At 31.2% G+C, this 12,670-nt stretch carries 14 protein-coding genes; 5 read left to right on the top strand and 9 right to left on the bottom strand.

Going from position 1 to position 12,670, the window contains the following annotated elements:
* Nucleotides 1–27 precede the first annotated feature (27 nt).
* Nucleotides 28–942, top strand: coding sequence for a BadF/BadG/BcrA/BcrD ATPase family protein (locus JK636_RS03015; protein WP_202747349.1), 915 nt, complete (start codon nt 28–30; stop codon nt 940–942).
* A gap of 116 nt (nt 943–1,058) precedes the next feature.
* On the opposite strand, the gene JK636_RS03010 is transcribed toward JK636_RS03015, so the two are convergent.
* The 6 genes from JK636_RS03010 to murI all read right to left on the bottom strand — a co-directional run bounded on the left by JK636_RS03010 (nt 1,059) and on the right by murI (nt 4,771).
* Complete coding sequence (locus JK636_RS03010) at nt 1,059–1,490, bottom strand: DMT family transporter (protein WP_202747348.1); 432 nt, start codon at nt 1,488–1,490, stop codon at nt 1,059–1,061.
* A gap of 120 nt (nt 1,491–1,610) precedes the next feature.
* Nucleotides 1,611–2,069, bottom strand: coding sequence for a dUTP diphosphatase (locus JK636_RS03005; RefSeq protein WP_202747347.1), 459 nt, complete (start codon nt 2,067–2,069; stop codon nt 1,611–1,613).
* A gap of 205 nt (nt 2,070–2,274) precedes the next feature.
* Nucleotides 2,275–2,664 carry a DUF3783 domain-containing protein gene (locus tag JK636_RS03000; RefSeq protein WP_202747346.1) on the bottom strand — a complete coding sequence of 130 codons (390 nt, stop codon included), beginning with the start codon at nt 2,662–2,664 and terminating at the stop codon, nt 2,275–2,277.
* A gap of 36 nt (nt 2,665–2,700) precedes the next feature.
* Complete coding sequence (locus tag JK636_RS02995; protein WP_202747345.1) at nt 2,701–3,219, bottom strand: peptidylprolyl isomerase; 519 nt, start codon at nt 3,217–3,219, stop codon at nt 2,701–2,703.
* A gap of 208 nt (nt 3,220–3,427) precedes the next feature.
* Nucleotides 3,428–3,880 carry a hypothetical protein gene (locus JK636_RS02990; protein ID WP_202747344.1) on the bottom strand — a complete coding sequence of 151 codons (453 nt, stop codon included), beginning with the start codon at nt 3,878–3,880 and terminating at the stop codon, nt 3,428–3,430.
* Nucleotides 3,881–3,985: 105 nt separating this feature from the next.
* Nucleotides 3,986–4,771 carry a glutamate racemase gene (gene murI / locus JK636_RS02985; RefSeq protein ID WP_202747343.1) on the bottom strand — a complete coding sequence of 262 codons (786 nt, stop codon included), beginning with the start codon at nt 4,769–4,771 and terminating at the stop codon, nt 3,986–3,988.
* 333 nt (nt 4,772–5,104) lie between these two features.
* Here murI and JK636_RS02980 point away from each other — a divergent pair, with 333 nt between their 5' ends.
* Nucleotides 5,105–7,003, top strand: coding sequence for a type I glutamate--ammonia ligase (locus JK636_RS02980; RefSeq protein ID WP_202747342.1), 1,899 nt, complete (start codon nt 5,105–5,107; stop codon nt 7,001–7,003).
* 94 nt (nt 7,004–7,097) lie between these two features.
* The gene (locus JK636_RS02975; RefSeq protein ID WP_202747341.1) at nt 7,098–7,469 is read left to right on the top strand and encodes a zinc-ribbon domain-containing protein; all 372 of its coding nucleotides are present in this window, start codon (nt 7,098–7,100) and stop codon (nt 7,467–7,469) included.
* Nucleotides 7,470–7,480: 11 nt separating this feature from the next.
* On the opposite strand, the gene JK636_RS02970 is transcribed toward JK636_RS02975, so the two are convergent.
* The 3 genes from JK636_RS02970 to JK636_RS02960 all read right to left on the bottom strand — a co-directional run bounded on the left by JK636_RS02970 (nt 7,481) and on the right by JK636_RS02960 (nt 10,669).
* A complete protein-coding gene (locus tag JK636_RS02970) occupies nt 7,481–9,499 on the bottom strand; it encodes a beta-propeller domain-containing protein (RefSeq protein WP_202747340.1) in 2,019 nt (672 codons plus the stop codon).
* Nucleotides 9,500–9,501: 2 nt separating this feature from the next.
* Nucleotides 9,502–9,993: a sigma-70 family RNA polymerase sigma factor gene (locus tag JK636_RS02965; protein WP_202747339.1), complete on the bottom strand. Its 492-nt coding sequence runs from the start codon at nt 9,991–9,993 to the stop codon at nt 9,502–9,504.
* A 127-nt stretch (nt 9,994–10,120) separates the two neighbouring features.
* Nucleotides 10,121–10,669, bottom strand: a complete 549-nt coding sequence (locus JK636_RS02960; RefSeq protein WP_202747338.1) for a 2'-5' RNA ligase family protein — start codon at nt 10,667–10,669, stop codon at nt 10,121–10,123.
* A gap of 252 nt (nt 10,670–10,921) precedes the next feature.
* On the opposite strand from JK636_RS02960, the gene JK636_RS02955 reads away from it, so the two are divergent.
* Complete coding sequence (locus tag JK636_RS02955; RefSeq protein ID WP_202747404.1) at nt 10,922–11,080, top strand: DUF1540 domain-containing protein; 159 nt, start codon at nt 10,922–10,924, stop codon at nt 11,078–11,080.
* A gap of 308 nt (nt 11,081–11,388) precedes the next feature.
* Nucleotides 11,389–12,654 (top strand): UDP-N-acetylglucosamine 1-carboxyvinyltransferase, encoded by a 1,266-nt coding sequence (locus JK636_RS02950; RefSeq protein ID WP_202747337.1) that lies wholly within the window; start codon nt 11,389–11,391, stop codon nt 12,652–12,654.
* The last annotated feature ends 16 nt before the right edge of the window (nt 12,655–12,670 follow it).

Genomic DNA, 12,670 nt, shown 5'->3' with positions numbered 1-12,670 from the left:
ATTTATTTAGGAAAGGAATGAAATTATATGAATTATATTATAGGTATTGATGGTGGGGGCACAAAAACAGCACTTAAGCTTGCAGATGTTGATGGAAAACTAATATTATCAAATGAAGGCGGACCTTGCAATATTAATTCTATGGGTAAAGAATATGTTCAAAAAATGCTCAAAGAACTTTTAGAAGATACTTTGAGCAAAGCAGAAATATCCATGGAAGATGTAAAGACACTTTGTATAGGGACAGCCGGAGTTGACAGGCCTGATGATAAAAAGATAATGGAAGATATAATTAGAGGGACAGGCTATAGTGGAAGAACTATAATTACTAATGATGCTGAAACAGCCCTTTATGGAGGAGTTGGAGGAGCTGAAGGAGTTATACTTATTTCAGGAACGGGCTCTATATGCTTTGGAAGAAACAGCGAAGGCGAAACTAAAAGAGCTGGAGGCTGGGGACATATTATTGGTGATGAGGGCAGCGGTTACTATATAGGAATTAATGCAATTAATCGAATTGCTAAAGGTTATGATGGAATAGAAGAAAAAACTGCAATGACAGACTTAATATTAGAACATTTAAACTTAAAAAGTCCTCAAGGCCTAATTGAATTTGTTTATAGAAGCGGTGCTGGAAAAAGTGAAATTGCTTCTTTGGCAAAATTAGTTGATGAGGCCTATAAGCAAGGAGATACTCTTGCAGAAGAAATACTTTTAAGGGCAGCTTTTGAACTTTTCTTAACTGCAAAGGCAGTTATTGATTATTTAAAACTTAACAGAAAAGAAGCTTTTTTAGCGGTTAACGGAAGCGTTATTGAAAAAAACGAATGTGTATCAAATGAGTTTAAGAGACTTATGAATAAAAACTATCCCCTCATAAAGGTTACAAGCATGAAAAATGATGCTGCCTGGGGAGCGGTTTTAATGGGAATGAAGAATTAAGAATGAAAAGTTATGGAAGAAAGCCCTTAGGGGCTTTCTTTAATTTATAAATTTAAAAAACTCCTAAGGGATTTTTATCAATCATTGTACATTTTACATTCTAAACTCTATATTGATCAGCATTTCCACTTAAAAATCAAAATCCCTGCAATCATTATGATTACTCCTATTATCTTGGTTGTTCCAAAGGCTACCTTTGCGGAATCAAATAGTCCGAAGGCATCAATTATTGCAGCAGCTGTGAGTTGTGCTACTAATATAATAGATATGGCGCAAGTTGGTCCAAGAGATTTTATGCCGGTCATAACTGTTATAATTATTATAACACCAAGTGCTCCACCCAATAAGTATAATTTGTTTGCATCCTTTATGTTTTTAAAACTACCACTGCCAGCAATAAAAAGTGCAATTAAGCTTAATATTAAACCTGTAGCCTGCACTATTACATTTGTTTCCCAGGTTCCTATCTTATCTCCAAGTCTTGTATTAAATACACCTTGAAGGCTCATAGCAACTCCTGCCACTATGGATAAAATAACTCCAAGCATAAAAAATCACCTTCCAAGTATAGAATTTATAAAGCTTTATATCTTATTTTTAGCATAAAAATAAAAAATATTTTATGCTATTAAAGCCTTATAATCCATAAATTGAAGGTGGTAGTTACATTAAGCGCTATAAAATTCTTTACTGTTTTTTACAATATCACTTTCACTAAAGCCTAAAGTGAGGCTTAAACTTAGTAAATCCTCCATCAAAGTAATGTAAGAATCCTTAGAGGAATATACCATAAAATCATTCATATCAATAAATAAATTAAGGAATTGCTCTGTTAAGTTATACTCAACCTGTTTAATTTCGAATTCGGTTTCTGTATAGTTTTTCTCAACTCCAATACTTAGAACAAGATATAAACATTCAATATATTTTTCTAAAGTTTTTCTTTTAACTGGTGATTTTTTAGATAACCAAAATTTGAAGCATTGAGTTTCTGTTGCTAATTCTCCGATTTTAGCTTGAAATGCTAAAAGTTTTTTAGGAAGCAGAGATTTTTCGGTATCACTTAACTTGTCCTTAATTTCTCCATCTAGCTTTTTTTGAAACTCATATAATCTTTCTAAATTCATAAAAAAGATCCGCCTTTCTTTTTGCGAGTTTTGTATAACCAGTAAATTTGTCCTATTTTATATTTTACCTAATATTAATGAATTTTAAAAGTTGTGAAAACTATTACAAAAAAATATTTTTTTGAAGTTTTTAAAATTTTTCGATATGTGTGATAATATGGAAAATAGTAATAAAAAAGGAAACTTGTAAAAGTTTCCTTTTTTATTAAGCTTGCGCCTTTTGCTGTCTATATTTTTTGGCTTGTTCTCTTTCTTCCATTAGGTGTTCTACAAGATAGTGAAATTCCCAGTCTATTGAAGTAGGAGTAACTATTGCGAGTATTGGTTTCATATCTTTATTTGTTCTAATAGTTCTTACAGCTTTGTCAAGCTCATAGTCTGCAAAATTATTGAACATGATAATTTTTTCATCCGGAAGCTCTTTATCATAAGTATCCACTTTAAGACCTTGTATTATATCTCGTATTTTCATGTTGGCCATGTTTTTTTCTATTACTCTATAGTGCGGAAGATCAAGCTCTTCAATCATTTTATTTAGAAAATTTGTATCTTCTTCACTAAGACCAAATACAAGCATTAGCTTGTTATTATCCAATACCATACATCTCCCTTCCTTTGAGAATTTACAGTATTACGCCTTTTCAGGTTCGCTATATTCAACTCCGAAGGTATCTACTGTAACTTCTGTCATTACTTGATCCTCATAGGGTTTATCTCTAAAATCTCTTTTTACGCTAACTATTTTTTTTGCAACATCTAGTCCTTCGATTAGTTTTCCAAAGGAGGCATATTGGCCATCTAAGTGAGGAGCATCAGCTACCATTAAAAAGAACTGACTTCCAGCAGAATTTGGACTTGAAGATCTTGCCATAGATAGAACACCTTCAGTATGCTTTAAATTATTTTTGAACTTATTTGAAGTGAATTCTCCTCTAATAGAATATCCAGGTCCTCCTGTTCCATTTCCATCAGGATCTCCTCCTTGAATCATAAAGCCCGGTATTACTCTATGAAATATTACTCCATTGTAAAAACCTTTATTTATAAGACTTACAAAATTTTTAACGGTATTTGGAGCTATCTCTGGATAGAGTTCAGCCTTCATAATTTCGCCATCTTGCATTTTAATAGTAACTATAGGGTTTGTCATTTTTATCTCTCCAATCTAATGTTTAGTTCTTTATACTATTTAGTAGTTATTACCATAGTAAATATTATTATACAATATTTAATTTAAAATATGAACAATCCCAGCAAATAATATTTGCTGGGATCAAAAAATCTATAAGATCAAAAAAGCTAAGTGCTAAATAAATATTAATTGTTTAGCACTATTTAGGAATATTATATGGAATATATTAAAAGTTTTCTAAGTTATAAGTAATGCTTAGATGTGTTTCGTTAACGCTTTCCTGAAAGCTTAGTATAAGAGTACCCCCTGGAACAAGAATAATATAATTATCCTCTAATAAGTTATCTTTATTTATAATAGTACTAAGTTCCATGAATTTAGAATCAATATTATCCTTAAAATCATAACCTATTTTCAAAATATCATTTTTTAGCTCTTTGCTACAATTTATTTTTTGATCATTCATAAGAAGTATAAGTGATTTTTTATCATTAGATTTAAGCTGAAGGCTGTGCAGTGTGCAGATACAGTTGCTGTCACTTGGATTTGTTATTGATAAGTAATTAAAGGGAGATTCTTCTTTTATATCTATTTTAGATACATATTTTATCTCCGTAGATCCTCTGAAAAGAAAAATTTCTCTTTCGTCTATTGACTTTTTTAGCAAAAAAACCTTCAAATTAATCACCTTATTTCTACTGTATAGTTATACTTCAATGTATTCAAGTAATATAAAATCTGTTCATTAAGAAAGTGCTTACAAATAAAAAAAGCCCTTTAAGGGCTAAAGATTTAATAATTTGTAGGAAAGTTCTATTATGCTTTTGTCATTAAGTGAATTTATAATTTCTATTGAACCTTTGTTTGTACTAGAATTCAATGCATTCATATTTTCAAGCTGTCTCTTAAGCTGCTTTGAAGTACCAGCACTGCCGTCAATTATGGTTGTGTCTGTACTTAATATTTTTTCAAGCTCATTTTTTATAAATGGATAATGGGTACAACCTAGTACAATAGAACTTATAGATTCACTCAAATAAGGTTTTAGCTTATCTTTAAGATAAGAATTTACTATATTACCTTCAACTACCCCTCTTTCAATTAACTCAACAAGACCAGCACAAGGTAGAGGAATTATATCTCGGGTATCAGCATAACTTTTCATTAAGTTGTTAAATTTTGATTCTATGAGAGTCATAGGTGTAGCCATTATAATAATTTTTCCATCTTTATCAAGTTCTACAGCCGGCTTTAAAGCAGGCTCTATACCTATTATAGGAATATTTTTATAAAAAGTTCTTAAATCTTCAATGGCTGCACTAGTTGCAGTATTGCAAGCAATAACAATAGATTTAACATTTTTAGATAATAAAAAATCAACTGCATTAAAAGTAAGTTCCTTAACTTCATCAACGGCCTTAGTACCATAAGGTGCGTTTTTAGAATCCCCGAAATATATAAAGTCTTCATTAGGTAAAAGCTTAATAGCTTCTTTAAGTACACTTAATCCGCCAACACCGGAATCAAAAAAACCGATGGGGAGGTTATTTAAGCTTAATGTATCACTCAAGACAAATTCACCTCCAATAAAATAGATAAATATATTTTATATTATACTCCAATAATTTTTCTTTGTGTATTAAAAAAATAATTAATAGATATAAAGATGCAGGATAAAATTCGTTGAAATAAATTTGCGAATGAAATTATTAATTTGTAAACTTTCATTTTTGTTATTGACATAGACATACCCCTATAATAAAATTTTATTTATGATTTAAAAAATATATAAATATTTAAATGGAATTTAACAAATCAAACAATCACAATACCTTGATTTAATTACTATAATATCAGTATTAAGAAAATATGAAAATTAATAATTGGTATAGGAGGAAGATTTATGTACAAAGACTTGGTTTATGTTATTCCAAAGGAAAAGTGTTCAGAAGAAAGTTTAAAAAAAATACTTGCAGAACACCCCGAAATTAAATTTGTCTCTCTGGTAGGTATAGACCTTTCCGGAAATGATACTGACGAAAAAATCCCTGTCAAACTTTTCTTAGAAGATATTAATACATTTCTTAACGGAGCGGTTCAAACCGATGGCTCTTCCGTTGTTCTCCCTGGAATTGCTAGTTTAAATAATGCAAAAGTAGATATAGTTGCTGACCATGAAGTTAATTGGTTTGTTGACTATAATTATGAATTTATAGATCCATTTACAAATAAACCTGTAGGAACATTAAGAATACCAAGCTTCTTATTTCATGAAGGCAGAGCTGTGGATTCAAGATATATATTAAAAAATTCTATAAGACATTTCAAAAATACCCTTTTAGATTTATTTAAGAAGTACCCAGGGTCTTTAGCCGCTTATGGAATTAAATATGAGGATATTGATGATTTGGTTCCAACTTCAGCCACAGAGTTAGAGTTTTGGGTAAAAACCCCGGATGAAAAGGCTGTTGTAGAAGAGCTTTCTACTTCGCAGGTTCTTCAAGAGCAGTATTGGACAAGAACTAAAGGAGCAGTACGTACTGCTATGGAACAAAGCTTATTATTGATGGAAGAATATGATTTAGAGCCTGAAATGGGGCACAAAGAGGTTGGAGGAGTAAAAGCCAAAATGGATGAGTCTGGAAGGCTTACTCATATAATGGAGCAGCTCGAAATAGATTGGAAATATTCAACTTCTATCCAAGCAGCAGATAATGAGCTTTTAGCAAGAACCATAATAAAAGAAACCTTTAGACGAAATGGTCTTGATGTAACATTTCAAGCCAAACCAATAGATGGTGTAGCAGGAAGCGGAGAGCATACTCATATTGGTATGGCTATTAAACTTAAAAATGGTAAGAGAATAAACCTATTCACAGCAACAAAGGAACATTACCTAAGTGTTATTGGATATGCTTCCGTAATGGGCGTACTTAAAAACTATGAGGTTATAAATCCGTTTGTATCTGCAACTAATGATTCCTTAAGAAGATTGAAGCCTGGATTTGAAGCACCAGTATGTATAGTTACATCATTAGGACACAGCGTGGATATGCCTTCAAGAAATAGAACAATATTGATGGGTCTTATAAGAGACTTGGAGAATCCATTAGCAACAAGATTTGAACTTAGAGCACCAAATCCGTATACTAACACTTATTTATGCTTAGCCACTCTCTACATGGCTATGATAGATGGAATTACTTATGCTATAACCAAAGAAAAAGATGAGGATGCTCTTTTAGATGAGCTTTCTAAAAAACCTGGCAAGGAGACGGATTATCTAGAAAAAGATAGAGCGTATAGAACTGAAGAAGATGTATTCGAAGACTTTAATGACGAAGAAAGAGTAAAATATTTTGGTAAAGCTCCTGCAACAGTTTATGAAAATCTTTCAGCTTTTGATAAGTATTCCAATAAACTAAAGATATTTAAAGCTGGAGATGTTTTAAATGATAAGCTTATAGAAAGTTTTAAGCTTGCAGTAACAAAAAGATGGATTACTGAAATAACCGGAAGGATAATACCAAACTACAGTGATGAAATAAGAAGCTATAAAATGCTCCATTCCTTAGATAAGGCTCTAGATTTGGATGTATCAAACTGGATGGCAATTAATAATATAAGATATTATCTAATGAAGGATACCTACACTTCAAAAGGATTATTTACTAGAATAAAAGAAGCTATTGAAGCTAAGGATTACAGTAAGGTTTCTATGCTTCAACTAGAGCTTGATGCCAAAATGAAAGAATTAAGAGAGCTTTATGCTAGTTACAAGAAAAACTTATTAGATATATAACTATAAAGCACAGCACAAGCTGTGCTTTTCAAGTGTTCCAATACTATATCTTCTTCATATACTGAAACTATAACAAGTTATAGAGGTGATTAAGATGCCGCTTAAAGATAACTTATCCAAGATAGGAAAGTATATAGAAGAGGGAGTCTCAAATGTTGCTTATAAGTCAGAGAATTTGATTGAAATCTCTAAGCTTAATATGGCTATTTCTTCAGAGGAGAAGATGATTGAAGATATATATATTAAGATCGGGCAAAGGATTTATAAGGATTTTAGAGAGAACAAGATTACAGATAAAAGCTTAAAAGATAAATGTGAAGAAATAGCTGAAATAGAGAAGGATATAAATTCTATAAGAAAGAAACTATTGAAGCTTAAAGATAAAAAAGCATGTAAAAAGTGCGGTGCAGAAATGGATAGAAATGCAGAGTTTTGTCCTAAATGTGGTAAAGAACAAAAAAACTGAAGCTTTACGCTTCAGTTTTTACTTTGAGGAAGTTTTACGCTTTTTAGTTCTTTCATACTGAGTAGGTCATTTGCTTTTATTGATGAATTTGACACAGTATATAAGGTGTTATTTATATAAAGGATTCTGTTTACCTGTGTTGAAAAGTTGTGTCCTATATTTTTATCAGAGGGCTTATTTTTGCTGACATCATCATGAGTGATTTGTCCTTTTAATATAAATCCTTTTTCCGGATCTATGCTGTAGACGTAAGCACCGCTAAATACTATACTTCCATAAGCGTGAACGTTAGAGTTTTTTACTTTATCTGTTAGCTTTGCCACGTTTACAGGAAAAGCAAGCAGATTTTTTTCTTTTGAGAATAGAAGGGCTTTGTGATTTCTCAGAAGTTCTGAATCCGTTCCTCTATCCCCTATGGTAGTTGAAAATTGCACCGTAGGATTATTTACATCCGATACGTCAAATAATGCAACCTTCATGCCTTGATGATAAGCTGTTCCGTTAGCTTCAACAGCATCTTTTCCAAAACCTATTATATGACTTTCATCATAAGGTTCTAGATAATTACTAAAGCCAGGTATCTTAAGTTCGCCAAGAATTTTAGGGCTGCTAGGAGTTTTTAAATCTATAACAAATAAAGGATCTGTTAGCTTAAAAGTTACCATATAAGCTCTGTCACCCATAAATCTCGTCGAATATATCAATTCACCCTGTGCTAAGTCTTCTATCTTCCCAATTGTGTTCATATTTTTATCTAGTATATAGATATTATTTTTTGGAACTGTATCTTTTTTAGTAGTGGTAATTCTGAAATTTCCATTGTATTCATCCATAGAAAATTGATTTAATATAGTTCCATTTACCTCAGCTTTTCCAAGATATTTTGGGTTACCATTATAGAGTGAGAATTTATATATAGAGGTTTTGTCTCTTCCGATTCCAGATACATAAAGATTATTCTCTGATACATATATATTATTTGCTGATCCCAAGTAGGAGGATACATTAAAGCTGCTTTCAATATTATTTAAGTCTAGAGAGCATATATTTATAAAGCTATCTGACATTGAATCAGGGAAATACTTAATATCTTTTAAGTCTTCGTTGATTATATTATTACTTTTACAATTATTATTATAAAACGGAAAACTATATGGAGTAGTATTATTCCTTAATAATTCTCCATAGATATATTGACTTGATACAAGGTAAAGTCTTGAGTCTATTTTTCTTGCAGAAATATATCTTCCTGAAGCTTCCAAAGTTCTCAGTTCCTTAGCTGTTTTTTTATCTGTAATATCATAAACTATAACCTTAGTAGAAGAAACATCAGGGAGAATTGATTTTTTAGCTGTAGATTGTCTCTTAGTGGCATCTTCCATAGGAAAGTTTTGCTGTACCCGTGAGTTTCCAACTAAAACTAAATGCTTATCATCAACGAACAGTTCTGAAGGATAAAAGTTATTTGGTAAATCTAGATTTTGTATAACTTCCATGTTTTCAGCAGGATATGCTTTAGTAATTATAAGTTTATTTGAATTAATGCTGTAGATATACTGTCCATCTGTTTGAACTATATCGCCTTCAGCAACTCCTTGAACCTGATTGTTAGTTGAAGAATAGGATTTTGAATCATTCTTTACACTAGAAAGCTCTTTGTTTGAATTAAATCTATCACCTGCTGAAAGATTATCATTTCCGTAACCTAAATATTGTGAATTTGAAGAAACAATAAGATTATATAAGTTTTCTATCGAATCAACAGAAGGAAGAGGAGTAATATCTGCAGCTGCTAAAATTTTTTCTTCTACCGCTGAATTTTTTGCTGAACTATTATTGCTCAAGTTTGAATGATTTATAACTGATGAGTTTAAGCCAAGTGTAATTGCAGCTATGCACGCAGCGGCTATAAGAGGCTTAGTAAATCTTAAAACCTTTTTTCTTTCAGCTTTTTCTATAGCTTGATCAATAATACTATCTAAATTTTCAGGTATAGGTATATTTTCATAGTTCTTTTTAAAATCATCCATTACTAATCCTCCTCTTTTAATTCTAATCTTAATTCTTTTAATGCTTTATGAAGATGGTTCTTTACCTTACTTACAGAACAATTTAAAATTTCAGCTATATTATTTATGGTTAAGCCCTCAAAATATTTTAAAATAACAATGGTTTTTGAATTGCCTTTAAGCTTGTCTATGGCATTGTATAAATCAATGAGTTCTTCTTTATTATCAGCATTATATTCGCCGCTGCTAATATTTTCTTCAAGGAATACAAGCTTTTTTCTTTTCCTTATATAGTCAAGAGAACAGTTAATTACTATTCTAGTAACCCAAGTATTAAAATATTTTAAGTCCTTAAGCTTTTCAAAGGATAAATAAGCTTTATATATAGCTTCCTGTACTATCTCTAAAGCATCATCACTGTTTTTAACATGCATATAAGCCATTCTATAGAGGCTTTCTTTTTTTTCATTGATAAGAATACAAAAGGTATTTTTATCTAGACAGTTATCCAACATTAATTCTTCCCCCACATTTAGTGCACCGCCTTTGTTTTATTTTTTATAACTATTAGACGTAAATAAAAGGCAGTTAGTTTTTTGTTTTCGAAAAATAGTAAAAAATCCGGCTGATAATCAGCCGGACTTAAAAGTCTCTAAGAGGGAAGCTTTTTACAAGCATTTCTTTTCTATTGTTAATAGGCTTCCAAAGCTCTATTCTTTCTATTTTTGCTAATCTATAAAAACCTTCCTGTTTCGCAGAATTGCAGGCTGCAACATATTCTCGGCCCGACCATTCTCTTACAGCATAATTTGTATTAGCAAGAGAAACATGAAGATCCCAGTTATCTATATTTTCTCTAACATTAAAACCGTGCAGCTTTAATGTATCATTTATAGTTCTTGCAAGCCTTATAATGTATCCTTTATTTTCAATTTTTAAGTTAACTGATTTATAAGGCGGGTCAAAACAAACGATTCCATTCGTTTCAACTTTAAACTTTTTATATGGTTTTAATATATCTGTTATAACCTTAGATAGTTTTTCAATATCTGGATCATCAATTACTTCTAAAGTTATGTGCAGCATAGGAATGTTTTTATAAGTCTTATACTTTTTGCAGATACTTTTTTGAATAACTTCCATAGCGTTGTAAGATTCTGTATCAAATAAAGCAACTAAATAATACTTCATATAAGTCCCCCGTAAACCCAAAACAAATTAAGAATTTAATTTAAAATTTTATATTAAAAATTTTTATAATTCTTTATTTTACATTTTTTTATTTTTCAGTACCTATTATAGCATATTTATGGCAAGTATAATACATCATATTTCTTCTCATACTAAACTTGTGTACATTGTACGCATAGATAATGTATATGAAGTTTTATAGAAAATAATACAGTTACAGGAGGAAAGAGTATGAAACACAGATTAGAATCAATGGAGCACAACGCAAGCATAGGATGCACAGTTACAGAATGCAAGTATCATTGTAAAGATGATAATTATTGTACACTTGAGCAAATTCAAGTAGTTAAACATGAACCTCAAGCAAGTACAGTTCAATGTACAGACTGTGGAAGTTTTGAAATAAGGTAGAAAAACAAAAATGAAGAATTGAAATGTTATAATTTCAATTCTTCATTTTTATTTTATTGTTATTATTTCCATGGAAAATATATATTACCATAGAAAGTAAACTGTTTTTAATATATAATATATAAATATAAACTGGAAATGTATGTTTTTAGTTGAATGTGGCAAAATATTCCTATGGATACTTTCTATAAAATTTTATGTTAAATTATATATATTGTGTTATAATAAAATTTGTAATTTATTCTGAACATAGCATAAAAATTAAGAAGTTGACATATAAATTAAATTTGGTAAGGATGGGTGCTGGCATGGAAAAGCTAGTTATAAATGGTGGAAGAAAATTATTTGGAAAAATTGATATAAGTGGAGCTAAAAATGCTGCTGTAGCTATACTTCCAGCAGCTGTAATGGCGAGCCAAGGTGTTTCTATAATTGATAATATTCCTGATATTGAAGATGTTCAATGTATAGAAAGAATTATAGAAAGCCTTAATTGTAAGCTTATTAGAGGAAACAATACTGTAACTATAGATAGTACTACTATAAATAATGTTTTTGCAAATACAGATGATGTTAGAAGAATGAGAGCGTCTTATTATTTAATTGGGGCTCTTCTTGGAAGATTTAAAGAAGCCCATGTAGACCTCCCAGGAGGCTGTGCTATAGGGGTAAGACCTATAGATCAGCACATTAAGGGCTTTGAAGCGCTAGGAGCAACAGTTAATATTGAACATGGCGTAGTAACAGCAAAGGCAGAGAGATTAGTTGGAGCTAATATCTTTTTTGATGTAGTCAGTGTTGGGGCTACTATTAACGTAATGCTTGCAGCAACTCTTGCAGAAGGGACGACTACTCTTGAAAATGTAGCAAAGGAACCTCATGTTGTAGATGTTGCCAATTTTATGAACTCAATGGGTGCCAATATAAAGGGTGCCGGAACTGATGTTATTAGAATTACAGGAGTAAAGGAACTTAAGGGTTGTAATTATAGTGTAATTCCTGACCAGATTGAGGCGGGTACATATATGATAGCTACTGCTGCTTGTGGAGGAGAAGTTGTAGTCGGCAACATAATTCCAAAGCATATGGAGTCCATATCAGCAAAGCTTATAGAAATGGGAGTAGAAGTCATTGAAAATGAAGATTCTTTACTTATTAGATCTGATAGAAATTTAAAAGGAGCTAATATAAAGACACTTCCTTATCCTGGTTTTCCAACAGATGTTCAGCAGCCGATGACTACTCTTCTATCGGTATCTAGAGGTAGAAGTATAGTTAATGAAAGTGTTTGGGAAAGCAGATTTAAATTTGTTGATGAACTTAAGAAAATGGGAGCCAGCGTAAAGGTTGAAGGAAGAACTGCAATTATAGATGGAGTTTCAAAGCTTACAGGAGCTGTTTTAAAAGCAACAGATTTAAGAGCTGGAGCAGCAATGATTATCGCGGGTCTTATGGCGGAGGGAACTACAGAGGTAACTTGTATAGATCATGTAGATAGAGGATATCCACATATAGAAGAAAAGTTTAAGATGTTAGGTGCAGATATAAGAAGGATAAAGACAGAAGACTGCTAATTGTTTATAGACTTAG

Source organism: Clostridium rhizosphaerae (assembly GCF_016765585.1).
In the GTDB taxonomy this organism is placed as follows: domain Bacteria; phylum Bacillota; class Clostridia; order Clostridiales; family Clostridiaceae; genus Clostridium_AT; species Clostridium_AT rhizosphaerae.
This window is presented reverse-complemented; position numbering and strand designations above follow the sequence as displayed.